Below are 22,628 nucleotides of genomic sequence, written 5' to 3'. Positions count from 1 at the left end.
TTTAAGGAGTCACGATGTTCTCACGCTCACCTCAGCCGCCGTCCGGCTCTCCCGCGCCTTTCTACGAAAAGGTGAAGCAGACGATCAGCGAAAAAATCGCCACCGGCGTCTGGCGGCCGCATGACCGCATTCCCTCTGAAGCCGATCTGGTGGCGCAGTTTGGTTTTAGCCGGATGACCATCAACCGGGCGTTACGCGAGCTAACCGACGAAGGCCTGCTGGTGCGTCTGCAGGGGGTCGGGACGTTTGTGGCGGAGCCAAAAGGACAATCGGCGCTGTTTGAAATCCGCAGCATTGCGGACGAGATAGCGTCGCGAAACCATCAGCACCACTGCGAAGTGCTGGTGCTTGAAGAGACGCAGGCCAGCGCCGAGCAGGCTGCGGTACTGAACGTCAAGGAGGGAACCCGGATCTTCCATTCCGTAATGGTGCATTTCGAAAATGACGTGCCGGTGCAGATTGAGGATCGCTGCGTAAACGCCGAACGGATACCGGACTATCTGGACCAGGATTACACTCAAACCACGCCGCATGCCTTTCTCTCGCTTGTCGCACCGCTGACGGAAGGGGAGCACATTGTGGAAGCGGTGCGCGCGACGCCGCAGGAGTGCGAGCTGCTGCGTATCAAAGAGCACGATCCCTGCCTGCTGATCCGCCGCCGCACCTGGTCATCCGCGCAGATTGTGTCGCATGCAAGACTGCTGTTCCCCGGTAGCCGCTATCGGTTGCAGGGCCACTTTATGTCATAAGTTTTAAAAGCGTGATAGCTAACGCAATATAACAAAATTGTATCTTTTTTGTTAAATCTGACCTTGTGTGTGCTTGTCTATACAAGTATATCTAAATGCATCATCTGTCCCGTATGAGGAGCACACAATGTCGTCAGGTAAATACCGTCAGCAGGATGTCCGCGCCGCGCGCGGCACCACCCTTACCGCCAAAAGCTGGCTCACCGAAGCACCACTGCGCATGTTGATGAACAACCTTGATCCTGAGGTTGCGGAAAACCCCCACGAGCTGGTGGTGTACGGCGGCATTGGCCGCGCCGCGCGCAACTGGGAATGCTATGACGCCATTGTTAAGGCCCTGACCGAACTGGAACACGACGAAACCCTGCTGGTGCAATCCGGCAAGCCGGTCGGCGTGTTTAAAACCCACAAAAACGCGCCGCGCGTTTTGATTGCCAACTCTAACCTGGTCCCACACTGGGCGACCTGGGAACACTTTAACGAACTGGATGCCAAAGGGCTGGCGATGTATGGCCAGATGACCGCGGGTAGCTGGATCTACATTGGCAGCCAGGGGATTGTGCAGGGCACCTATGAAACCTTCGTCGAAGCCGGTCGTCAGCACTACAACGGCTCGCTGAAAGGCCGCTGGGTACTGACCGCGGGTCTGGGTGGCATGGGCGGTGCACAGCCGCTGGCCGCGACGCTGGCTGGCGCCTGCTCGTTGAACATTGAGTGCCAGCAGAGCCGCATCGATTTCCGTCTGCGTACCCGCTATGTTGACGAACAGGCCGACAGCCTCGATGACGCGCTGGCGCGTATCAAAAAATACACTGCGGAAGGTAAAGCGGTATCGATAGCGTTGTGCGGCAACGCGGCAGAGATCCTGCCGGAACTCGTGGCCCGTGGCGTTCGCCCTGACCTCGTTACCGACCAGACCAGCGCCCACGATCCGCTGCACGGTTATCTGCCAAAAGGCTGGACGTGGGAAGCCTACCAGCAAAAAGCAGAAACCGATCCTGAAGGCACGGTACTGGCCGCTAAGCGTTCGATGGCAGAACACGTCTCCGCCATGCTGGCGTTCAGCGAGATGGGCATTCCGACCTTCGATTACGGCAACAACATCCGCCAGATGGCAAAAGAGATGGGCGTCAGTAACGCCTTTGATTTCCCGGGATTTGTCCCAGCCTATATTCGTCCGTTGTTCTGTCGCGGTATCGGTCCGTTCCGCTGGGTGGCCCTGTCCGGCGACCCGGAAGATATCTACAAAACCGATGCCAAAGTGAAGGAAATTGTCGCGGACGATGAACACCTGCACCACTGGCTGGATATGGCCCGCGAGCGCATTAACTTCCAGGGCTTGCCGGCGCGTATCTGCTGGGTTGGGCTGGCGTGGCGGCAAAAGCTGGGTCTGGCTTTTAACGAAATGGTGCGCAGCGGCGAAGTGTCAGCCCCGATTGTGATTGGTCGCGACCATCTGGATTCTGGCTCCGTCGCCAGCCCGAACCGTGAAACCGAAGCCATGCGCGATGGCTCAGACGCGGTCTCCGACTGGCCGCTGCTGAATGCCTTACTCAACACCGCCAGCGGCGCGACCTGGGTATCGCTGCACCACGGTGGCGGCGTGGGGATGGGCTTCTCCCAGCATTCCGGGATGGTTATCGTCTGTGACGGAACGGATGAAGCCGCCGCGCGTATCGCACGCGTGCTGCACAACGACCCGGCAACCGGCGTGATGCGTCACGCAGATGCGGGTTACGAGATTGCTATTGAATGTGCCACAGAGCAGGGACTTAACCTGCCGATGATCCCTGCCACACAAGGAAAGCATGAATGAACGCGTTAACACTCACTCCCGGCTCGCTCACGCTCAAACAGCTGCGTCACGTCTGGCGTCAGCCGGTCACGCTTTCGCTGGATGAAAGCGCCCATGCCGCCATTAACGACAGCGTGGCCTGCGTTGAAGCCATTATTGCCGAGGGGCGTACCGCCTACGGTATCAACACCGGTTTTGGTCTGCTGGCGCAGACGCGCATTGCCACGCACGATCTGGAAAATCTCCAGCGTTCGCTGGTGCTTTCCCATGCCGCAGGCGTTGGCCAGCCGCTGGACGACGAGATTGTCCGTCTGATGATGGTGCTCAAAATTAACAGTCTGGCGCGCGGCTTTTCCGGCATTCGTCTGAGCGTGATCCAGGCCCTGATGGCGCTGGTGAACGCGGAAGTCTATCCGTGGATCCCCGCCAAAGGCTCTGTTGGCGCCTCCGGCGATCTCGCCCCGCTGGCGCATATGTCGCTGCTGTTGTTGGGGGAGGGCCAGGCGCGCTGGCAGGGAGAGTGGCTCCCGGCAAAAGAGGCGCTGAAAAAAGCCGGATTAGCGCCAATCACCCTTGCGGCAAAAGAGGGGCTGGCGCTGCTTAACGGCACGCAGGCCTCCACGGCCTTTGCGCTGCGCGGTCTGTTTGAAGCCGAAGATCTGTTCGCCTCGGCCGTGGTGTGCGGTGCGCTGACCACGGAGGCGGTGCTGGGCTCGCGTCGTCCGTTTGACGCGCGTATTCATGACGTACGTGGCCAGCGCGGGCAAATTGACGCTGCCGCGATGTATCGCCATCTGCTGACGGAGACCAGTGAGATTGCTGATTCGCACCATAACTGTGACAAGGTACAGGATCCGTACTCGCTGCGCTGTCAGCCGCAGGTGATGGGCGCGTGTCTGACGCAGCTGCGCCAGGCCGCAGAAGTGTTGCTGGTGGAAGCCAACGCGGTGTCCGATAACCCGCTGGTGTTCGCCCAGGAAAACGAGGTGGTCTCCGGCGGTAACTTCCACGCCGAGCCCGTGGCGATGGCGGCGGATAACATCGCGCTGGCGATTGCCGAAGTGGGCGCCTTGTCCGAGCGGCGAATTGCGCTGATGATGGATAAGCATATGTCCCAGCTGCCACCGTTCCTGGTGCGCAACGGCGGGGTGAATTCAGGCTTTATGATTGCCCAGGTGACGGCCGCAGCGCTGGCGAGCGAAAACAAAGCGCTGTCGCATCCGCACAGCGTGGACAGCCTGCCAACCTCTGCCAACCAGGAAGACCACGTCTCAATGGCTCCGGCAGCCGGACGTCGTCTGTGGGAGATGGCCGCCAATACCCGTGGCGTGCTGGCAGTGGAATGGCTGGCGGCGTGTCAGGGGATCGATCTGCGTGAAGGGCTGAAGTCCAGCCCGCTGCTGGAGCAGGCACGTCATGCGCTGCGTGAGCACGTATCGCATTACGATGATGACCGCTTCTTTGCGCCGGATATTGATGAGGCGATGCAGCTTCTGGAAGAGGGGCGTCTGGTGGGGTTGCTGCCTTCGGTGCTGTGATTTTTTCCCCCTCACCCTAACCCTCTCCCACAGGGAGAGGGAATTGTCAGGTTTTCTCCCTCTCCCTGTGGGAGAGGGCCGGGGTGAGGGCATCACCCCGCACAATTACGAATACATCGCCGTAATCGACGCGCTCTCCAGCGAATGGAAATGCACATTAAACCCTACCATCGCGCCGCTCGCCCCTTCGTCGACCTCAATCTTCTCTACATCCAGCGCGTGAACCGTGAAGATATAGCGGTGCGTTTCCCCTTTTGGCGGCGCCGCGCCACCGTAACCGGCTTTCCCAAAATCGGTGCGCGTCTGAATGGCGCCTTCCGGCAGGGCGACCAGGTCGGAGCCGGAACCCTGCGGCAGAACGCGCGTATCGGCGGGCAGGTTGGCCACAACCCAGTGCCACCAGCCGGAGCCGGTTGGCGCATCCGGGTCGTAGCAGGTGACCACAAAGCTTTTGGTGCCCGCCGGCACATCGTCCCATGCCAGGTGCGGAGAGATATTATCTCCCTGATACCCCATCCCGTTGAAGACGTGGCGTTCAGGCAGTTTTTCGCCGTCGCGCAGATCTTTACTGATGATTTTCATACGGTTTGCCCTCGTTATTCACTCGTTCAGGAAGTGTAACGCATAGGGTCAAATCGTGAAATGCGCCGGAATGTTAACGGCTTCAACCACCGCGGCGGTTAACGTGCGTAGCTGTTCAGCCGTGATGATATACGGTGGCATCAGGTAGATAAGTTTGCCGAAAGGCCGCACCCAGACCCCCCGCTCTACAAAGAAGCGCTGCAATGCCGCCATATTCACCGGATGGGTGGTCTCAATCACGCCGATGGCACCCAGCACGCGCACGTCCGCCACGAAATTCGCCCCCGAGGCGGCACTGAGCTCTTCTTTCAGTTGCGCCTCAATCGCCGCAACCTGCGTTTGCCACTCGCCGTTTTGCAGGATCGCGAGACTTTCGTTTGCCACCGCGCAGGTCAGCGGATTGCCCATAAAGGTCGGGCCATGCATAAAGCAGCCCGCTTCGCCGTCGCTGATGGTGTCGGCCACCTGGCGGGTAGTGAGGGTGGCTGAGAGTGTCATGGTGCCGCCGGTCAGCGCTTTCCCCAGACACAGGATATCCGGTGTGATATCCGCATGTTCGCAGGCAAACAGCTTACCCGTGCGGCCAAATCCGGTGGCGATCTCATCGGCAATCAGCAGGATGCCCTCGCGGTCACACATTTTACGAATGCGTTTTAACCACTCGGGATGGTACATGCGCATCCCACCAGCACCCTGAACAATCGGTTCAAGGATCACGGCGGCAATCTCATGGCGGTGGGCAGCCATCAGCCGCGCAAAGCCGACCATGTCCATTTCATTCCACTCGCCGTCGAAACGGCTCTGCGGGGCCGGGGCAAACAGGTTTTCCGGCAGGTACCCCTTCCACAGGCTGTGCATGGAGTTATCCGGATCGCACACCGACATCGCGCCAAAGGTATCGCCGTGGTAGCCGTTGCGGAAGGTCAGGAATCGCTGACGGGATTCCCCCCTGGCATGCCAGTACTGCAGCGCCATTTTCATCGCCACTTCCACCGCTACCGAGCCGGAGTCGGCAAGGAACACGCACTCCAGCGCATCGGGCGTCATCGCCACCAGACGACGGCAGAGATCAACCGCCGGTTGATGGGTAATGCCGCCAAACATCACGTGCGACATCTGCTCAATCTGCGCTTTCATCGCGGCATTCAGACGCGGGTGGTTGTACCCGTGAATGGCCGCCCACCAGGATGACATACCGTCAACAAGCGGCTCGCCGCTGGCAAGGTGCAGTTCGCAGCCGTGGGCCGAGGCCACCGGGTAGACCGGAAGCGGGCGGGTCATGGAGGTGTAAGGGTGCCAGATATGCTGCTGGTCGAAGGCGAGATCGTCCTGGGTCATAATCGACTTGTAAACCATTTTGAAAAGTTTTAGGTTTACGAGTATAAACCGAACCGAAAATTAACAAAACCCTTTGGAGAAGCCCCATGGCTCACCACGCACGCTGGACGATGTCGCAAGTCACTGAATTATTCAATAAACCTTTCCTGGAGCTGATGTTCGAAGCCCAACAGGTGCATCGTCAGCACTTCGATCCGCGCCATGTTCAGGTCAGTACGCTGCTGTCGATCAAGACCGGTGCCTGCCCGGAAGATTGCAAATATTGCCCGCAGAGCGCGCGCTATAAAACCGGGCTGGAATCCGAACGTCTGATGGAAGTGGAGCAGGTGCTCGAATCCGCGCGTAAGGCGAAAAACGCGGGCTCTACCCGTTTCTGCATGGGGGCGGCATGGAAAAACCCACACGATCGTGACATGCCGTATCTGGAGCAAATGGTGAAAGGGGTCAAAGAGATGGGGCTGGAAGCCTGTATGACCCTCGGCACGCTGAACGAAGAGCAGGCGCAGCGCCTGTCTGCTGCAGGGCTGGATTATTACAACCACAACCTCGACACCTCACCAGAGTTTTACGGCAACATCATTACCACCCGTACCTATCAGGAGCGTCTGGATACGCTGGACAAAGTGCGCGAAGCGGGCATCAAAGTGTGCTCGGGCGGGATTGTGGGGCTGGGTGAAACGGTGAAAGATCGCGCCGGTCTGCTGCTGCAACTGGCGAACCTGCCGACCCCGCCGGAAAGCGTGCCAATCAACATGCTGGTGAAGGTCAAAGGCACGCCGCTGGCGGATAACGAGGATGTCGATGCGTTTGATTTTATCCGCACCATCGCGGTCGCGCGCATCATGATGCCAACGTCATACGTCCGCCTTTCTGCCGGTCGCGAACAGATGAACGAGCAGACGCAGGCGATGTGCTTTATGGCTGGCGCTAACTCCATCTTCTACGGCTGCAAGCTGCTGACCACGCCGAACCCGGAAGAGGACAAAGACGTCCAGCTGTTCCGCAAGCTGGGGCTGAACCCGCATCAGACCGAGGTGCTGGCGGGAGATAACGAGCAACAGCAGCAGCTGGAGCAGCAGATTTTCAACGCCGATACCGAACAGTTCTACAACGCGGCATCCATATGACCTGGCAGGCTCGTATTCAATCCGCGCTGGAAGAGCGCCGGGCGCGGGACGCTTTTCGCGTTCGCAGGGTAGTGGAAAACGGTGCAGGCCGTTTTCTGACCCACGCCCGACGGCAGTACTGTAATTTTTCCAGCAATGATTATCTCGGCCTGAGCCAGCATCCGGCGATTGTCCGCGCCTGGCAGCAGGGGGCGGAACACTACGGCGTGGGCAGTGGGGGGTCGGGGCACGTCAGCGGCTATACGACAGCGCATCAGGCGCTGGAGGAGGCGCTTGCCGACTGGCTGGGCTATCCGCGCGCGCTGCTGTTCATCTCCGGCTTTGCCGCCAATCAGGCGGTGATTGCCGCGCTGATGGGCAAGGACGATCGTATCACCGCGGACCGCTTAAGCCACGCCTCTTTGCTGGAGGCGGCGAGTCTCAGCCCGGCACAGCTGCGGCGCTTTGCCCACAACGATGCGCTTTCGCTCGCCACGCTGCTGGATAAACCCTGTGCCGGACAACAGCTGGTGGTGACGGAAGGTGTCTTTAGCATGGATGGCGACAGCGCGCCGCTTCGTGCGCTGTCTGACGTTGCGAAACAGCAAAACGCCTGGCTGCTGGTGGATGATGCCCACGGTATTGGCGTGATGGGTGAGGACGGTCGCGGTAGCGCCAGTCAGCAGGGCGTGAAGCCGGAACTGCTGATCGTCACCTTTGGCAAAGGCGTTGGCGTGAGCGGGGCCGCCGTGCTGTGCAGCGAGTCCGTCGCCGATTATCTGCTGCAGTTCGCCCGACATCTGATTTACAGCACCAGTATGCCGCCTGCGCAGGCGGTGGCGCTCTCTGCCTCGCTGGAGGTGATCCGCGGTGAAGAGGGGGCTGAACGGCGCGCGCGTCTGGCAGAACATATTCAGCGTTTCCGTCAGGGTCTGGATCGGCTTCCTTTCCAAAGCACCGATTCGCAGAGCGCCATCCAGCCCGTTATCGTGGGGGAAAACAACCGCGCGCTCGCGCTGGCACAGACGCTGCGCGAACGGGGAATGTGGGTCACGGCCATCCGTCCGCCCACCGTGCCGCCGGGTACGGCGCGTCTGCGTCTGACGCTGACGGCGGCGCACAAAGCGGAAGATATCGATGCGCTGCTGGAGGCTCTCCATGTCGCCAGTCAATAAACAGGCCATTGCGGCGGCGTTTGGCCGTGCTGCACGCAGTTATTCTCAGCATGATGAGCTTCAGCGTCAGAGCGCTCAGGGGCTGCTTGAGCTACTCGGTGCGCGTCGTTTCCCGTACGTACTGGATGCCGGATGCGGCCCCGGCGGCAACAGCCGCTACTGGCGCGACGCCGGAAGCCACGTCACCGCACTCGATCTCTCTGAGCAGATGCTGGACGAGGCGCGACAGCAACAGGCGGCTGACCGCTATCTGACTGGCGATATTGAGTCGCTTCCGCTGCCGGATGCGCAGTTCGATCTGGTGTGGAGTCACCTGGCGGTACAGTGGTGCAGTAGCCTTTCGCAGGCGTTAAACGAGCTGTATCGCGTGGCGCGTCCGGGCGGAAAGGTGGCCTTTACCACCCTGCTGGAAAGCTCGCTGCCCGAGCTGAATCAGGCATGGAAAGCGGTAGACGAACAGCCGCACGCCAACCGCTTTTTAGCGTATGACCAGGTGACGGACGCGCTGACGGGCTGGCGCTTTCGCAGCCAGGTGCAGACCATCACGCTGAACTTTAGCGATGCGTTCAGCGCCATGCGCTCGCTGAAGGGCATTGGCGCTACGCATCTGCATGCCGGGCGCGAGAGAAAACCGCTCACGCGCGGGCAGTTGCAGCGCCTGGAGCTGGCCTGGCCGCAGCGGCGGGGCACTTTCCCGCTCTCTTATCAACTCTTTCATGGGATTATCGAACGTGACTGAACGTTATTTTGTCACTGGAACGGATACCGAAGTGGGTAAAACGGTGGTCAGTTCCGCACTGTTGCAGGCGGCTCGTCTGCAGGGCAAAACCACCGCCGGGTACAAGCCCGTCGCCTCCGGAAGTGAGATGACGGCACAGGGGTTACGCAACACCGACGCGCTGGCGCTGCAGCGTAACAGCACGCTGCCGCTGGACTATGCGGCGGTGAATCCTTATACCTTTGCCGAGCCGACGTCGCCGCACATTATCAGCGCCGACGAAGGCCGCCCCATCGCATTTTCCGTGCTCTCGGACGGCCTGCGCGCACTGGAACGCCAGGCTGACTGGGTACTGGTGGAAGGCGCAGGGGGCTGGTTTACGCCGCTGTCGGACGAACTGACGTTTGCGGACTGGGTCCAGCGCGAGCAGCTTCCGGTGATCCTCGTGGTCGGGGTGAAGCTCGGCTGTATCAACCACGCCATGTTAACGGCACAGGCCGTTCAGCAGGCCGGGCTGCGTCTGGCGGGCTGGATAGCCAACGACGTGGTCGCACCCGGTAAGCGTCACCAGGAGTATCTGGCCACGCTCAGGCGAGTGCTTCCCGCGCCGTTCCTTGGGGAGATCCCATGGCTTGCGGACGGTGCTGAGCACGCCGACACCGGACATTACCTCGACCTCAGTGCCTTGCTTCCCGCGACATCCAGTGGGCAATAAGCTCGTCATCCAGCTCGGTAACGTGGCCCTGGGCCACGTTACGCCCGCGATACAGCATACAGAAGCGATCCACTACCCGGCGGATAAACGACAGCTGCTGCTCGGCTAGTAACACCGTCATCCCCAGCTCACGATTAAGCCTCGCCAGCAGATGGCCCAGCTTCTGAGCAAAGCTGTACCCTGCGCCCTGCAGCGGCTCATCCAGAATCAATACCCGCGGTCGGTTGACCAGCGCGTTAGCCAGCGCCAGCTGATACTGATCGTCCGGGGAGAGCCCGTTCGCCCGAATCTGTCGCAGCGCCCATAGCTGCGGGAACAGGTCATAGACATCGCTTTTTGCACGCGTGTCCGTTGCCCCTGTCGCCCGCATGGCGATGTGCAAGTTTTCCTCAATAGTCAGTTGCGAAAAAATCCGTCGGTCCTGTGGCACGTAGCCAATCCCCGGCAGCGCGCGTTGATCCGGTGCCTGACGCAGTAAATCACAGGGCGGGGCACCGGCTTCGTGCCAGACGATGGTTCCGCTCTGCACCGGTAACGCGCCGGTGATGCAGTTGATGAGGGTGGTTTTTCCCATGCCGGGCAGGCCAATCACCCCTGTGCATAAGCCCTGCGGTAAATCCAAATCGACATTCCATAGCGTATGTTGGTTTCCGTAAAACTGATTGACTGCACGCAGACTCAACATCTTTCTCTCCTTAAAAATGTATGTGGGTGAGGCTCGTTAATGAATCTGCAAATCTCCTGCCAGAACCGTTGAACTGATTAAAAAAGAGGCTTTTTTAGGATAATGCCGTCGCAAAACGACCGATCGATAAGCGGATTGCACTGTCTCAGTGCCAGAACTGTTAGCGGTGGTGCAGGGACTGAAATGGCTGAATTGTGAGCAAGATCTCATTGATTGGTTATGAATAACGCAACGGTTGATTGGCAAAAATTAGCGATAAAAATTTTTTGTCACCGCCTCGTGGGAAAAACCGGGAATTTGCTGAGCGGCAGTCTGTATGGGCTGGACGCAGTTATCCACTATTCCTGTGGATAACCATGTGCATTAGAGTTAGAAAACACGCGATAAGCGAGAGAAGACGCGGGTTACGCCCAAATTGACGCGAAACGCGGCTCTGGAAAATATCCTTTAAGATTTAACTGGTTAGATAAAATCAATTGCCGTCATAAAAGTGTCACCGGTTACCATAAAACTACCATTACCTGGCTTGACAAATGTTAAAAATGAAAATGTTCTGGGGATAACCGGGTAGGGCTGGTGTTTTATGTCGTCTCAGTCGAAATTTTGACCGGGAATACGCTAATCCTTCGGGTGCTATGCTAAATATCGTGACACGCTACTGGTTTTACATCCAGTGTTTTTTACTGGCATTCCTGGCCACAACGAGTAAAATTACTCACCTGCCGCTTTTTACATCACCAGGTTGTCGCCCATGAGTAAACCGTTCAAACTGAATTCTGCTTTCCGTCCTTCTGGCGACCAGCCTGAGGCGATCCGTCGTCTTGAAGAGGGGCTGGAAGATGGGCTGGCACACCAGACGCTGCTGGGGGTGACCGGTTCGGGTAAAACCTTCACCATCGCCAACGTCATTGCGGATCTGCAACGCCCCACCATGGTGCTGGCGCCCAACAAAACGCTGGCGGCGCAGCTGTATGGCGAGATGAAAGAGTTCTTCCCGGAGAATGCCGTGGAGTATTTCGTCTCGTATTACGATTACTACCAGCCAGAAGCCTATGTGCCGAGCTCTGACACTTTCATCGAGAAAGATGCCTCGGTGAACGAACACATTGAGCAGATGCGTCTCTCGGCGACGAAGGCGCTGCTGGAGCGTCGTGATGTGGTGGTGGTCGCATCGGTGTCTGCCATCTACGGTCTGGGCGACCCGGATCTCTACCTCAAGATGATGCTGCACCTGACGCAGGGGATGATCATCGATCAGCGCGCGATTTTGCGCCGACTGGCGGAGCTGCAGTACACCCGTAACGACCAGGCGTTCCAGCGCGGTACGTTCCGCGTGCGCGGCGAGGTTATCGACATCTTCCCGGCGGAATCGGACGACATTGCCCTGCGCGTTGAGCTGTTTGACGAAGAGGTGGAACGCCTGTCGCTGTTCGACCCGCTCACCGGCCACGTCGAGTCCGTTATTCAGCGTTACACCATCTACCCGAAAACGCACTACGTAACGCCACGCGAGCGTATTGTGCAGGCGATGGAAGAGATCAAAGAGGAGCTGGCGGAACGCCGTAAGGTGCTGCTGGCGAACAATAAACTGCTGGAAGAGCAACGCCTGAGCCAGCGTACCCAGTTCGATCTGGAGATGATGAACGAGCTGGGCTACTGCTCCGGCATCGAAAACTACTCCCGTTTCCTCTCCGGTCGTGGGCCGGGCGAGCCGCCGCCGACGTTGTTTGACTACCTTCCGGCGGACGGGTTACTGGTGATCGACGAATCCCACGTCACGATCCCGCAGATCGGCGGGATGTATCGCGGTGACCGCGCGCGTAAAGAGACGCTGGTTGAGTACGGCTTCCGTCTGCCGTCGGCGCTGGACAACCGTCCGATGAAGTTTGAAGAGTTTGAAGCGCTGGCACCGCAAACCATTTACGTTTCGGCGACGCCGGGCAACTACGAGCTGGAGAAATCGGGCGATGAGGTGGTTGACCAGGTGGTTCGTCCGACAGGGCTGCTGGATCCGGTGATCGAAGTCCGTCCGGTTGCGACGCAGGTGGACGATCTGCTCTCCGAGATCCGCGCCCGTTCGGCAATCAACGAGCGCGTGCTGGTCACCACGTTGACCAAACGTATGGCGGAAGACCTGACCGAATATCTGGAAGAACACGGCGAGAAGGTGCGTTATCTGCACTCGGATATCGATACCGTGGAGCGTATGGAAATTATCCGCGACCTGCGTCTGGGCGAGTTTGACGTGCTGGTGGGGATCAACCTGTTGCGAGAGGGTCTGGATATGCCGGAAGTCTCGCTGGTGGCAATCCTCGATGCTGACAAAGAGGGCTTCCTGCGTTCAGAGCGCTCGCTGATCCAGACCATTGGCCGCGCCGCGCGTAACGTCAACGGTAAAGCGATTCTCTACGGCGATAAAATCACCCCGTCGATGGCGAAAGCGATTGGCGAAACGGAACGCCGTCGCGAGAAACAGCAGCGCTACAACGAAGAGCATGGCATTACGCCGCAGGGTCTGAACAAGAAGGTGGTGGATATTCTGGCGCTGGGTCAGAACATCGCGAAGACCAAAGCGAAAGGACGCGGCAAGGCGCGTTCCGTGGTGGAGGAAGATACCGTCGCGCTGACGCCGAAAGCGCTGCAGCAGAAAATCCACGAGCTGGAAGCGCAGATGATGCAGCACGCCCAGAACCTGGAGTTCGAAGAGGCAGCGCAAATTCGCGACCAGCTGCATCAGCTGCGGGATCTTTTCATCGCCGCATCTTAAAAGCAGCGTGTTTTCGCCCTCTCCCTGTGGGAGAGGGCCAGGGTGAGGGCATCAGGCCGCACAAAACGAGCCTAACCCAACTCCTGAATCGCCTTCTCCAGCGCGTCACGCAACAAGTGACGGTCATGACGGTATTTGATATCGCTGGCCTCCAGCGGCTCCTGCACCACCACGCGATCGCCAATGCCCGTTACATCCACTTTCGGCCCGACCACAACACCGTCGATGATTTTTTTACCGACGTACTGCTCCATCAGCTCCAGTTTATCCGCCAGCGACAGGCTGGCCGCTGCCGGACTCAATTCGCGGCCTAAATTACCGATGTACACCATCGGGGCGGGCGTTCTGCGCAGGGCCTGCGCCAGCTCTTTCACCAGTAAAATCGGCATCAGGCTGGTGTAAAAACTGCCCGGGCCAATCAGGATCAAATCCGCCTCGGCGATGGCCTCAACCGCTTCGCGCGTGGCGGGAACGGCCGGGTAAGTCATCAGCTCTTTCGGCGGCAGCGTAAGCTGATCAATATTCACTTCGCCGTACACTTCATGACCTTCTACGTCGATGGCCATCAAATCGACCGGTTGTTCAGACATCGGGATCAGGAACGCATCCACTTTGAGCAGATTGCGGATGAGATTGATCGCTTCCAGCGGGCGCACGCTCAGGTGATCCAGCGCTTTAAGCATCAAATTTCCAAGGTTATGCCCGGAAAGCTCCCCGTTACCGCCAAAACGGTACTCAAACATCGCCGAGGCGACGCTCGGTTCGGTAATTAACTGATTCAGGCAATTACGCATATCGCCCCAGGCAATGCCGCCTTCTGCGCGTCGGATCCGCCCCGTCGATCCGCCGTTATCCGTTGTTGTTACTATCCCTGTCAGTCTTGAGCCAAGGGATGACAAAGAGGACATCACCCGGCCCAGACCATGGCCTCCACCCAGTGCCACCACCCGGTCAAGATCCGCAAAAGTGCGATTGCGCATACTTATTCCTTATCACGTTCGATCTGCGTAACAGTAACCTAACTACCCCTAAAAGACGATGCCTCAGCCAGGGCAAAATGACGTATATCAATGCGAATCTGCTGTTTTGGCGTATTCTGTAACGAAAATGCACGATCAGGTCGCTATATACATGTTTATATAGCGTTAAGCGGTAATGGCGAAAGGGTGATTTACGCGCTACTATCGCCATAACCACGTTTTCAAATTTGAAAACATACACTCTAGCCCTGGTGCCTGTGTCGAAAGATATGGCGCCCTGGCCGTGGCAACTATGCCACCAGGGTACAGAAAGAAATGACTGTGCCTCCCGTATCTGGAAAGGTGTACATGGCTTCACAACTTACTGATGCTTTCGCGCGTAAGTTTTACTACTTACGTCTGTCGATTACCGATGTGTGCAACTTCCGTTGCACCTACTGTCTGCCCGACGGCTACAAACCGGGCAGCGTCACCAATAACGGCTTTCTCTCCGTGGATGAAGTTCGCCGCGTTACGCGCGCGTTCTCGGCACTCGGCACGGAAAAAGTGCGTCTGACCGGCGGAGAACCTTCGCTGCGCCGTGACTTCCCCGACATTATTGCCGCCGTGCGTGAAAACGAACGCATCCGTCAGATTGCGGTGACCACCAATGGCTACCGCATGGCGCGCGATGTCGCAACCTGGCGTGATGCGGGCTTAACGGCCATTAACGTCAGCGTGGACAGCCTGGATGCCCGTCAGTTTCATGCCATTACCGGCCAGGATAAATTCCAGCAGGTGATGGACGGTATTGATGCTGCGTTTACCGCCGGGTTCGATAAGGTCAAAGTCAACACCGTGCTGATGCGTGATGTAAACCATCATCAGCTGGATACCTTCCTGGCGTGGATCAAATCCCGCCCCATTCAACTGCGGTTTATTGAACTCATGGAGACGGGCGAGGGCAGCGAGCTGTTCCGCCGCCATCACATCTCCGGCATGGTGTTGCGCGATGAGCTGCTTAAACGCGGCTGGATCCACCAGATCCGCCAGCGCAGCGACGGCCCGGCGCAGGTCTTTTGTCACCCGGATTACGAAGGGGAGATTGGGCTTATCATGCCTTACGAGAAAGATTTCTGCGCCAGCTGTAACCGCCTGCGCGTCTCCTCGGTGGGCAAACTGCATCTCTGTCTGTTCGGGGATGGCGGCGTTAACCTTCGCGATCTGCTGGAAGACGATGCGCAACAGACCGCGCTGGAAGCGCGTATTTCTGAGGCGCTGACGCATAAAAAACAGACCCACTTCCTGCATCAGGGCAACACCGGCATTACTCAGAACCTGTCATACATTGGCGGGTAATCAGGCTTAAGAAGGAACCAGAAGATGAGTCAGGTCAGCGCGGAATTTATCCCGACACGTATTGCCATCCTTACCGTTTCCGACCGTCGTGGCGAAGAGGATGACACCTCCGGCCACTGGCTGCGCGAAGCCGCCCATGACGCCGGGCATAAGATCGTCGATAAAGCGATCGTCAAAGAGAACCGCTATGCCATACGCGCGCAGGTCTCCCAGTGGATTGCCAGCGATGAAGTGCAGGTGGTGTTGATCACCGGCGGCACCGGTTTTACCGCAGGCGACCAGGCGCCAGAGGCGCTTATCCCGCTGTTTGACCGCGAGGTAGAAGGCTTCGGCGAAGTGTTCCGCATGCTGTCGTTTGAAGAGATTGGTACCTCGACGCTGCAGTCACGTGCGGTGGCGGGCATGGCGAACAACACCCTGATATTCGCCATGCCGGGCTCGACCAAAGCCTGCCGCACCGCGTGGGACAACATTATCGCCCCGCAGCTGGATGCCCGTACCCGTCCGTGTAATTTTCATCCCCATTTAAAGAAATAAGCTATGTCGCAACTGACCCACATTAACGCCGCTGGCGAAGCGCATATGGTGGACGTTTCTGCCAAGGCCGAAACGGTCCGCGAGGCGCGTGCCGAAGCGTTCGTTACCATGCTGCCAGACACCCTGGCGATGATTATCGACGGTAGCCACCATAAGGGTGATGTCTTTGCCACTGCCCGCATCGCCGGGATCCAGGCGGCGAAACGCACCTGGGACTTAATTCCGCTCTGCCACCCGCTGATGCTCAGCAAGGTGGAGGTCAATCTTCAGGCCCAGCCAGAGCACAACCGCGTGCGCATCGAATCGCTGTGTCGTTTAACCGGTAAAACGGGCGTGGAGATGGAAGCGCTGACGGCGGCGTCCGTTGCCGCGCTGACTATCTACGATATGTGCAAAGCGGTGCAGAAAGATATGGTGATTGGCCCGGTTCGTCTGCTGGCGAAAAGCGGCGGCAAATCCGGTGATTTTAAGGTGGACAGCCATGATTAAGGTGCTCTTTTTTGCCCAGGTGCGTGAACTGGTGAATACCGACAGCCTGACGCTGGAAGCGACGTTTAAAGACGTTGCCGCACTGCGTGCGCATCTGGCGGCGCAAAGCGACCGTTGGGCGCTGGCGCTGGATGAAGGGAAGCTGCTGGCCGCCGTCAACCAGACGCTGGTGGAGTTTACCCATCCGCTGGCGGCAGGTGATGAAGTGGCCTTCTTCCCACCGGTGACGGGGGGTTAAGATGGCTGATACGCGAATTCTGGTTAGCCCTGAGCGCTTTAATGTCGGTACGGAATATCACTGGCTGGCAGAGCGCGATGAAGACGGTGCTGTTGTGACCTTCACCGGTAAAGTGCGTAACCATAACCTTGGCGACAGCGTAAAAGCGCTTACGCTGGAACACTATCCGGGCATGACCGAGAAATCTCTGGCTGCGATAGTCGAAGAGGCGCGAGGCCGCTGGCCGCTCGGGCGTGTGACGGTTATCCACCGCATCGGTGAGATGTGGCCGGGCGAGGAGATCGTTTTCGTGGGGGTGACCAGTGCCCATCGCGGCAGCGCGTTTGCCGCCGGGGAGTTCATCATGGATTATCTGAAAACCAAAGCCCCGTTCTGGAAACGTGAAGCGACGCCGGAGGGGGAGCGGTGGGTTGAATCGCGCGACAGCGACAAACAGGCCGCCAGCCGTTGGTAACAGGTTTATGTGGATGTGTTAGTCTTAACGTGTGTGTCTACTTAATCAGGAGTGAATCATGGACCGATTTCCGCGTTCCGATTCGATAGTACAGCAGACCCGTAGTGGCCTGCAGACGTATATGGCTCAGGTTTATGGCTGGATGACGGTAGGCTTACTGCTTACCGCATTTATCGCGTGGTATGCGGCCAATACCCCTGAACTGATGATGTTTATCTTTTCCAGCAAAATCACCTTCTTTGGGCTGATCATTGCGCAACTGGCACTGGTGTTTGTGCTCTCCGGTCTGGTACAGAAGCTGAGTGCCGGGATGGCGACCACCCTGTTTATGCTCTATTCGGCACTGACGGGGCTGACGCTTTCCAGCATTTTCATCGTCTATACCTACTCCTCTATTGCCAGCACCTTTGTGGTCACCGGCGGGATGTTTGGTGTGATGAGCCTGTACGGTTACACCACCAAACGTGACCTCAGCGGTCTTGGCAACATGCTGTTCATGGGGCTGATCGGGATTGTGCTGGCGTCGCTGGTGAACCTGTGGCTGAAGAGCGACGCGCTGATGTGGGCGGTGACCTATATCGGGGTGGTGATTTTCGTTGGCTTAACCGCCTACGACACCCAGAAGCTGAAAAACATCGGTGAGCAGATTGACGTGCGTGACAGTTCCAACCTGCGTAAATACTCGATTCTGGGTGCCCTGACGCTGTATCTGGACTTCATCAACCTGTTCCTGATGCTGCTGCGTATTTTCGGCAACCGTCGTTAAATACAGCCCCTCACCCTAACGGTGCGGTTTTTCTCCCTCTCCCTGTGGGAGAGGGCCGGGGTGAGGGCATCAGACCGCTGCGCCTATTTTGCCATCGCCTTCTCGTTCTTCGCTCTTAGCTTCTTCGCCCGGCTCTCAAGCACCAGATAACAGACCGTGGCCAGTGCCAGCGGCAGGAAGTAATAGAGCATGCGGTAGGCGAGCAGGGCGGCGATAATCGTCCCATGAGAAACATGTTCTCCGGCAAGCAGGGCGATAAATACCGCTTCCAGCACCCCAATCCCGGCCGGAATATGTACGATCACCCCGGCAATACTGCTCACCAGCAGCACCCCCAGCACGAAGAAATAATTCACATCTTCGCCAATGAGCAGCCAGATAATTGCCCCCATCGCCATCCAGTTGGCGCTGGAGACCGCCATCTGCAGCACGGCAAATTTCCATGAAGGTAAAACCAGCTTTTGCCCTTTGATGGTCATATGGCGGCGTCTGGCAAAGGCGCAGGCCCAGAGATACAGGGCGATAATGAGCAGGAGCGCGAAACCTAAAATCCGCAGCGTGGCTTCATCGATATACCAGTGTGCGGGCAACTGCACCACGCCGATGGTAAAGATCACCCCACCCAGCAGAATATAACCCAGCCAGTTGGTGGTAATGCTCAGCGAAAATATACGCGTGATGGTCCCACCGGGCAGTCCCAGGCGCGAGTACAGGCGATAGCGCATGCCAATCCCCCCGACCCAGGTGCTGAGCGTCAGGTTAAAGGCGTAGCAGATAAACGACACCAGCATGACCTGGCGTTTTGCCAGCTTGTGGCCGCAGTAGGCGCGGCCCAGTAGGTCATAGCAGCCGTACATCAGATAGCTCACAATCACCAGCCCAACCGCTCCCAGCAGCACCATCCGGTTGTAGTTGCGGATGACTTTCCACACCTCTTCCCAATCCACCTTTTGCGCGTAAACCACCAGCAGCACCGCAACGGCAATAAAAAACAGCCAGGTCAGGATCTTTTTCGCCATTCGCCAGCGTGGATGCGATTTAGACATCAGGTTTTCCCTCCATCTTCCGCCTCAATGCGGTCCTGGGTTTCCATCTCGGGTTGAACAGGCGGATCCACCAGCGCAAGTTTTGGGGTATGCGCCGGCAGCCAGCCCACCATCGCCGGGAAATGGCGCAGGAAGTGGAACACCACTACGCTGATCCCCAGATTCCACCAGGTGCGTTTTGGCACCATGGACTCGTCCACGCGCACGCAGTCGTTGACGATCAGACCCTGCAGGTTATCCCGCAGGGTCTGGTTAAACTGGCGATCGTGAATGATCAGGTTCGCTTCCAGGTTAAGCGACAGGCTCAGCGGATCGAGGTTACTGGAGCCGACGGTCGCCCAGTGATCGTCCATCAGCGCGACTTTGCCGTGCAGCGGTCGGCGACGGTATTCGTAGATCTGCACTCCGCCTTTGAGCAGGTAGTTATAGAGCAGCCGCGCGCCGACTTTGACGATGGGCATATCCGGCTCGCCCTGCACAATCAGCTTCACGCGGACGCCGCGTCGGGCAGCACTGCGCATGGCGTGCAGCAGCCGGTAGCCCGGGAAGAAATAGGCGTTAGCGATGATCACTTCGCGTTTGGCATTCGCCAGCATTTTCAGGTAGTGGCGCTCAATATCGTCCCGGTGCTCGCCGTTATCCCGCCAGACGAACAGCGCCTGCGCTTCGCCGGGCTTCCGGTTCTCTTCCGGACGATGGCGGCGCTTCCACCAGCGTCGGGCGGCCTCTTTGCCGGGTAAGTTTTCCAGTTCAAACAGCAAAATGTCCTGAACCACAGGCCCTTCGATGCGGATGGCGTAATCCTGCTTGGCCTCCGGGCCGTAGTCAGACATATGCTCGGCGGAGTAGTTAATGCCACCGACAAACGCCACCGTCTCATCAACGACAACGATTTTGCGGTGCATCCGGCGAAAGAGATTGGTACGCATGCCGAACAGGCGAGGGCCGGGATCGTAGTAGCGGAACACAACGCCTGCGGCAGTGAGCTCATTCACGAACGCATCGCTAAGATCGGGCGAGCCATAGCCATCCAGCAGCGCTTCAATTTTGACGCCGCGCTGGGCGGCGCGCAGCAGCACGCTGTGCAACTGTTTGCCCACATCATCTTCAAACCAGATAAAGGTCTCGAGGATCACTTTATGCTGCGCGCGGTCTATCGCATCAAAAACGGCGGGGTAATATTCGTCCCCGTTGACCAGCAGCGTGATCCGGTTGCCTTCCTGCCAGGTACATTTCATAAGTGGATCTCCGCGCTCAGCGGGGCATGGTCGGAAAGGTGGCGCCAGTTAAGCAACGCCAGCGCGGTCGGGCTGCTGGCATGGGCGTTTTTCACATAAATGCGGTCAAGCCTCAGCAACGGGAAGCGCACCGGAAACGTGCGCGCAGGTCTGCCGTGCGCGCGGGTGAAAATTTCCTCCAGCCCGGCCTCCACTTTCAAAGGGTGGTTAGCCCGCTGCCGCCAGTCGTTGAAATCCCCGGCAATGACCACTGGCTCTCCTTCGGGCAGGGCGTTAGTCCACTCGGCCAGCATCTGCAGCTGTGCCTGGCGATGCGCTTCCCGCAGACCGAGATGCACACAGCCAACGTGCACCGGAAAATCGAGATCCGGCGGGGCGATACGGCAATACAGCAGCCCACGCTTTTCGCTTTCGCCGACGGAGACGTCCCGGTTCTCGTAATGTTCAATGGGATAACGCGACAACACCGCATTTCCGTGATGCCCTTCAGGATAGACCGCATTGCGGCCGTAAGCGTAATCACTCCACATGGTGTCGGCCAGAAATTCGTAGTGGGGCGTGTCGGGCCAGTTTTCGAAGTGCATCGGATGGACCTCGTGCGCGCCCATCACTTCCTGCAGGCAGACAATGTCCGCGCTGACGGTGCGAACCGCGTCGCGCAGCTCCGGTAAAATGAAGCGGCGATTAAATGCTGTGAAGCCTTTATGAATGTTTATCGTCAGCACTTTAAGCGAGAAATGCTGCATTTTTTTGGTCATAAGCTCCTTCCTGAGTGACTATCCCAATGAAAATAAAGTGTAGTCGTCGTCACAAAAAGATGCGGTGTTACGGAATTTTCCGTAAAGTGCGGTAGTCTGATTAAGCAGAGAAAAATCCTTCAGGAGAGAAGCCATGAAGTGGCAACAACGTGTTCGTGTCGCAACGGGTCTAAGTTGCTGGCAGATAATGTTGCATTTACTGGTCGTGGCCGTACTGGTGATGGGCTGGATGAGCGGCACGCTGGTGCGTGTTGGCCTAGGACTATGCGTCCTCTATGGCGTCACCGTGCTGTCGATGTTGTTCCTGCAGCGCCATCATGAAGCGCGCTGGCGCGAGGTGGGTGATGTGCTCGAAGAGCTCACCACCACCTGGTACTTTGGTGCCGCAATGATTGTGCTGTGGCTGCTGTCCCGTGTGCTGCAAAACAACCTGCTGCTGGCGCTGGCCGGTCTGGCCATTCTTGCAGGGCCTGCGGTGGTCTCTTTGCTGGCCAAAGAGAAAAAGCTACGCAATGTTGCGTCTAAACATCGCGTACGCCACTGAACCCGTCGTGGCCGCTATGACCAGTAGCGGCCACAAACTTCCCCAGATAATATCCAGACTCGCATCCTTCAGATAAATTTGCTTGGTGATATCCGTAAAGTGACGAATCGGGTTTATCCACGTCAGATCCTGTAACCACACCGGCATATTCTCAACCGGCGAAACATACCCGGAGAGCAGGATGGCCGGCATCATAAAGACAAACACGCCAATAAACGCCTGCTGCTGCGTGGAGCAGAGCGCGGAAATCAGCAGGCCAAACCCGACCAGCGACAGCCCGTAGATCACCATCGTGAAGTAGAACAGCGCCAGCGACCCGGCGAACGGGATCTGGTAGGCCCAGATCCCCACGCCCAGCACGATGGTGGCCTGGAACGTGGCAACAATCAGGGCGGGAACCGCTTTACCAACGAAGATTTGCCAGGTCGCCAGCGGGGAGACCAGCAACTGATCGAGCGTACCTTGCTCGCGTTCGCGGGCGACGGACAGGGAGGTGACGATCATCACCCCAATGGTGGTGATCATGGCGATCAGCGACGGCACCACAAACCATTTGTAGTCCAGGTTTGGGTTGTACCAGTTACGTACCACCAGCTCGCTGTTGTTGGGCTTCGGTTTCCCCTCCATCAACTCCTGCTGATAATCCTTCACCACCTGTTGCAGATAATTCGCGGCAATCTGCGCGCTGTTGGAGTTACGCCCGTCGAGGATCAACTGCATGGGCGCGGGCTGGAAGGTGTCCAGATTGCGGGAAAAATCAGCCGGAAAACGCACCAGCAGCAGCGCTTTCTGGGTATCGATGGTGTGCTGGATCGCCTGTGGACTTTTCAGCAGGAGGATATGGGTAAAAGCCTTCGCCCGGGCAAAGCGCTGGGTCAGCTCGACGGAATGTTTACCGTTGTCTTCGTTGTAAATCGCGATGGTGGCGTTGGTCACCTCAAGCGTGGCGGCAAAAGGGAACAGAAACACCTGGATGAGCACCGGCAACACCAGAATGGCGCGGGTTTGCGGCTCGCGCAGCAGCGATTGCAGCTCTTTGCGTATTAACGTCCATAAACGGTGAAACATGTTC

23 protein-coding genes and 1 riboswitch are annotated in these 22,628 nt (G+C 58.0%); of the genes, 15 read left to right on the top strand and 8 right to left on the bottom strand.

What is annotated here, in order from left to right:
• Positions 1-14: 14 nt before the first annotated feature.
• From ECL_RS14540 to hutH, 3 genes are all read left to right on the top strand, one after another.
• Complete coding sequence (locus ECL_RS14540) at positions 15-749, top strand: histidine utilization repressor (RefSeq protein WP_013097507.1); 735 nt, start codon at positions 15-17, stop codon at positions 747-749.
• A gap of 127 nt (positions 750-876) precedes the next feature.
• Positions 877-2,565, top strand: coding sequence for a urocanate hydratase (gene hutU / locus ECL_RS14535; RefSeq protein WP_013097506.1), 1,689 nt, complete (start codon positions 877-879; stop codon positions 2,563-2,565).
• The gene (gene hutH / locus ECL_RS14530) at positions 2,562-4,082 is read left to right on the top strand and encodes a histidine ammonia-lyase (protein WP_013097505.1); all 1,521 of its coding nucleotides are present in this window, start codon (positions 2,562-2,564) and stop codon (positions 4,080-4,082) included. Before hutU ends, hutH begins: the two co-directional genes overlap by 4 nt.
• 105 nt (positions 4,083-4,187) lie before the next feature.
• Here hutH and ECL_RS14525 read toward each other — a convergent pair whose 3' ends face one another.
• Positions 4,188-4,664, bottom strand: coding sequence for a kinase inhibitor (locus ECL_RS14525; RefSeq protein WP_013097504.1), 477 nt, complete (start codon positions 4,662-4,664; stop codon positions 4,188-4,190).
• Between the two features lie 48 nt (positions 4,665-4,712).
• On the bottom strand, positions 4,713-6,020 hold the full coding sequence (gene bioA, locus ECL_RS14520; RefSeq protein WP_052429240.1) for an adenosylmethionine--8-amino-7-oxononanoate transaminase: 1,308 nt from the start codon (positions 6,018-6,020) through the stop codon (positions 4,713-4,715).
• Positions 6,021-6,088: 68 nt separating this feature from the next.
• On the opposite strand from bioA, the gene bioB reads away from it, so the two are divergent.
• Genes bioB through bioD form a run of 4 tightly spaced genes read left to right on the top strand, consistent with a single transcriptional unit; the run spans position 6,089 to position 9,716 of the window.
• A complete protein-coding gene (gene bioB / locus ECL_RS14515) occupies positions 6,089-7,129 on the top strand; it encodes a biotin synthase BioB (protein WP_013097502.1) in 1,041 nt (346 codons plus the stop codon).
• Positions 7,126-8,283: an 8-amino-7-oxononanoate synthase gene (gene bioF / locus ECL_RS14510; RefSeq protein WP_013097501.1), complete on the top strand. Its 1,158-nt coding sequence runs from the start codon at positions 7,126-7,128 to the stop codon at positions 8,281-8,283. The genes bioB and bioF overlap by 4 nt, the downstream gene beginning before the upstream one ends.
• Positions 8,267-9,022, top strand: coding sequence for a malonyl-ACP O-methyltransferase BioC (bioC, locus tag ECL_RS14505; protein ID WP_013097500.1), 756 nt, complete (start codon positions 8,267-8,269; stop codon positions 9,020-9,022). The genes bioF and bioC overlap by 17 nt, the downstream gene beginning before the upstream one ends.
• Entirely contained in the window at positions 9,015-9,716 is a 702-nt protein-coding gene (gene bioD, locus ECL_RS14500; RefSeq protein ID WP_013097499.1) for a dethiobiotin synthase, read from the top strand. The genes bioC and bioD overlap by 8 nt, the downstream gene beginning before the upstream one ends.
• On the opposite strand, the gene ECL_RS14495 is transcribed toward bioD, so the two are convergent.
• On the bottom strand, positions 9,679-10,401 hold the full coding sequence (locus ECL_RS14495; RefSeq protein WP_013097498.1) for an ABC transporter ATP-binding protein: 723 nt from the start codon (positions 10,399-10,401) through the stop codon (positions 9,679-9,681). The two genes, bioD and ECL_RS14495, sit on opposite strands and share 38 nt — an antisense overlap.
• 751 nt (positions 10,402-11,152) lie before the next feature.
• Here ECL_RS14495 and uvrB point away from each other — a divergent pair.
• On the top strand, positions 11,153-13,168 hold the full coding sequence (uvrB, locus tag ECL_RS14490) for an excinuclease ABC subunit UvrB (protein ID WP_013097496.1): 2,016 nt from the start codon (positions 11,153-11,155) through the stop codon (positions 13,166-13,168).
• A 71-nt stretch (positions 13,169-13,239) separates the two neighbouring features.
• Here uvrB and yvcK read toward each other — a convergent pair whose 3' ends face one another.
• On the bottom strand, positions 13,240-14,148 hold the full coding sequence (gene yvcK, locus ECL_RS14485) for a uridine diphosphate-N-acetylglucosamine-binding protein YvcK (RefSeq protein WP_013097495.1): 909 nt from the start codon (positions 14,146-14,148) through the stop codon (positions 13,240-13,242).
• Between the two features lie 226 nt (positions 14,149-14,374).
• Positions 14,375-14,509: riboswitch (molybdenum cofactor riboswitch) on the top strand.
• Here yvcK and moaA point away from each other — a divergent pair.
• From moaA to ECL_RS14455, 6 genes are all read left to right on the top strand, one after another.
• Positions 14,497-15,486, top strand: a complete 990-nt coding sequence (moaA, locus tag ECL_RS14480) for a GTP 3',8-cyclase MoaA (RefSeq protein ID WP_013097494.1) — start codon at positions 14,497-14,499, stop codon at positions 15,484-15,486. Its footprint overlaps the riboswitch before it by 13 nt.
• A gap of 24 nt (positions 15,487-15,510) precedes the next feature.
• Complete coding sequence (moaB, locus tag ECL_RS14475) at positions 15,511-16,023, top strand: molybdenum cofactor biosynthesis protein B (RefSeq protein ID WP_013097493.1); 513 nt, start codon at positions 15,511-15,513, stop codon at positions 16,021-16,023.
• Positions 16,024-16,026: 3 nt separating this feature from the next.
• A complete protein-coding gene (moaC, locus tag ECL_RS14470) occupies positions 16,027-16,512 on the top strand; it encodes a cyclic pyranopterin monophosphate synthase MoaC (protein ID WP_013097492.1) in 486 nt (161 codons plus the stop codon).
• A complete protein-coding gene (gene moaD, locus ECL_RS14465; RefSeq protein WP_013097491.1) occupies positions 16,505-16,750 on the top strand; it encodes a molybdopterin synthase sulfur carrier subunit in 246 nt (81 codons plus the stop codon). The genes moaC and moaD overlap by 8 nt, the downstream gene beginning before the upstream one ends.
• Position 16,751: 1 nt before the next feature.
• Entirely contained in the window at positions 16,752-17,204 is a 453-nt protein-coding gene (moaE, locus tag ECL_RS14460) for a molybdopterin synthase catalytic subunit MoaE (RefSeq protein WP_013097490.1), read from the top strand.
• Positions 17,205-17,262: 58 nt separating this feature from the next.
• On the top strand, positions 17,263-17,970 hold the full coding sequence (locus ECL_RS14455) for a Bax inhibitor-1/YccA family protein (RefSeq protein ID WP_014831151.1): 708 nt from the start codon (positions 17,263-17,265) through the stop codon (positions 17,968-17,970).
• Positions 17,971-18,053: 83 nt separating this feature from the next.
• On the opposite strand, the gene ECL_RS14450 is transcribed toward ECL_RS14455, so the two are convergent.
• Genes ECL_RS14450 through ECL_RS14440 form a run of 3 tightly spaced genes read right to left on the bottom strand, consistent with a single transcriptional unit; the run spans position 18,054 to position 21,012 of the window.
• Entirely contained in the window at positions 18,054-19,016 is a 963-nt protein-coding gene (locus ECL_RS14450; protein ID WP_013097488.1) for a lysylphosphatidylglycerol synthase domain-containing protein, read from the bottom strand.
• Positions 19,016-20,254, bottom strand: coding sequence for a cardiolipin synthase ClsB (clsB, locus tag ECL_RS14445; protein ID WP_013097487.1), 1,239 nt, complete (start codon positions 20,252-20,254; stop codon positions 19,016-19,018). The genes ECL_RS14450 and clsB overlap by 1 nt, the downstream gene beginning before the upstream one ends.
• Positions 20,251-21,012 carry an endonuclease/exonuclease/phosphatase family protein gene (locus ECL_RS14440; RefSeq protein WP_013097486.1) on the bottom strand — a complete coding sequence of 254 codons (762 nt, stop codon included), beginning with the start codon at positions 21,010-21,012 and terminating at the stop codon, positions 20,251-20,253. The genes clsB and ECL_RS14440 overlap by 4 nt, the downstream gene beginning before the upstream one ends.
• A 133-nt stretch (positions 21,013-21,145) precedes the next feature.
• On the opposite strand from ECL_RS14440, the gene ECL_RS14435 reads away from it, so the two are divergent.
• Positions 21,146-21,556 (top strand): YbhQ family protein, encoded by a 411-nt coding sequence (locus ECL_RS14435; RefSeq protein ID WP_014831155.1) that lies wholly within the window; start codon positions 21,146-21,148, stop codon positions 21,554-21,556.
• Here ECL_RS14435 and ECL_RS14430 read toward each other — a convergent pair.
• Complete coding sequence (locus ECL_RS14430) at positions 21,518-22,624, bottom strand: ABC transporter permease (RefSeq protein WP_013097484.1); 1,107 nt, start codon at positions 22,622-22,624, stop codon at positions 21,518-21,520. The two genes, ECL_RS14435 and ECL_RS14430, sit on opposite strands and share 39 nt — an antisense overlap.
• Positions 22,625-22,628 lie beyond the last annotated feature (4 nt).

The organism is Enterobacter cloacae subsp. cloacae ATCC 13047 (assembly GCF_000025565.1).
Lineage (GTDB): Bacteria > Pseudomonadota > Gammaproteobacteria > Enterobacterales > Enterobacteriaceae > Enterobacter > Enterobacter cloacae.
The sequence above is the reverse complement of the archived record's forward strand: the minus strand, read 5'-3'. Positions and strand labels throughout refer to the sequence as shown.

What these genes read in the sequence shown, in the direction of transcription:
- ECL_RS14540 (WP_013097507.1), top strand. Translation starts at nt 15, where the DNA reads ATGTTCTCACGCTCACCTCAGCCGCCGTCCGGCTCTCCCGCGCCTTTC.
- hutU (WP_013097506.1), top strand. Translation starts at nt 877, where the DNA reads ATGTCGTCAGGTAAATACCGTCAGCAGGATGTCCGCGCCGCGCGCGGC.
- hutH (WP_013097505.1), top strand. Translation starts at nt 2,562, where the DNA reads ATGAACGCGTTAACACTCACTCCCGGCTCGCTCACGCTCAAACAGCTG.
- ECL_RS14525 (WP_013097504.1), bottom strand. Translation starts at nt 4,664, where the DNA reads ATGAAAATCATCAGTAAAGATCTGCGCGACGGCGAAAAACTGCCTGAA.
- bioA (WP_052429240.1), bottom strand. Translation starts at nt 6,020, where the DNA reads ATGGTTTACAAGTCGATTATGACCCAGGACGATCTCGCCTTCGACCAG.
- bioB (WP_013097502.1), top strand. Translation starts at nt 6,089, where the DNA reads ATGGCTCACCACGCACGCTGGACGATGTCGCAAGTCACTGAATTATTC.
- bioF (WP_013097501.1), top strand. Translation starts at nt 7,126, where the DNA reads ATGACCTGGCAGGCTCGTATTCAATCCGCGCTGGAAGAGCGCCGGGCG.
- bioC (WP_013097500.1), top strand. Translation starts at nt 8,267, where the DNA reads ATGTCGCCAGTCAATAAACAGGCCATTGCGGCGGCGTTTGGCCGTGCT.
- ECL_RS14495 (WP_013097498.1), bottom strand. Translation starts at nt 10,401, where the DNA reads ATGTTGAGTCTGCGTGCAGTCAATCAGTTTTACGGAAACCAACATACG.
- uvrB (WP_013097496.1), top strand. Translation starts at nt 11,153, where the DNA reads ATGAGTAAACCGTTCAAACTGAATTCTGCTTTCCGTCCTTCTGGCGAC.
- yvcK (WP_013097495.1), bottom strand. Translation starts at nt 14,148, where the DNA reads ATGCGCAATCGCACTTTTGCGGATCTTGACCGGGTGGTGGCACTGGGT.
- moaA (WP_013097494.1), top strand. Translation starts at nt 14,497, where the DNA reads ATGGCTTCACAACTTACTGATGCTTTCGCGCGTAAGTTTTACTACTTA.
- moaB (WP_013097493.1), top strand. Translation starts at nt 15,511, where the DNA reads ATGAGTCAGGTCAGCGCGGAATTTATCCCGACACGTATTGCCATCCTT.
- moaC (WP_013097492.1), top strand. Translation starts at nt 16,027, where the DNA reads ATGTCGCAACTGACCCACATTAACGCCGCTGGCGAAGCGCATATGGTG.
- moaD (WP_013097491.1), top strand. Translation starts at nt 16,505, where the DNA reads ATGATTAAGGTGCTCTTTTTTGCCCAGGTGCGTGAACTGGTGAATACC.
- moaE (WP_013097490.1), top strand. Translation starts at nt 16,752, where the DNA reads ATGGCTGATACGCGAATTCTGGTTAGCCCTGAGCGCTTTAATGTCGGT.
- ECL_RS14455 (WP_014831151.1), top strand. Translation starts at nt 17,263, where the DNA reads ATGGACCGATTTCCGCGTTCCGATTCGATAGTACAGCAGACCCGTAGT.
- ECL_RS14450 (WP_013097488.1), bottom strand. Translation starts at nt 19,016, where the DNA reads ATGTCTAAATCGCATCCACGCTGGCGAATGGCGAAAAAGATCCTGACC.
- clsB (WP_013097487.1), bottom strand. Translation starts at nt 20,254, where the DNA reads ATGAAATGTACCTGGCAGGAAGGCAACCGGATCACGCTGCTGGTCAAC.
- ECL_RS14440 (WP_013097486.1), bottom strand. Translation starts at nt 21,012, where the DNA reads ATGACCAAAAAAATGCAGCATTTCTCGCTTAAAGTGCTGACGATAAAC.
- ECL_RS14435 (WP_014831155.1), top strand. Translation starts at nt 21,146, where the DNA reads ATGAAGTGGCAACAACGTGTTCGTGTCGCAACGGGTCTAAGTTGCTGG.
- ECL_RS14430 (WP_013097484.1), bottom strand. Translation starts at nt 22,624, where the DNA reads ATGTTTCACCGTTTATGGACGTTAATACGCAAAGAGCTGCAATCGCTG.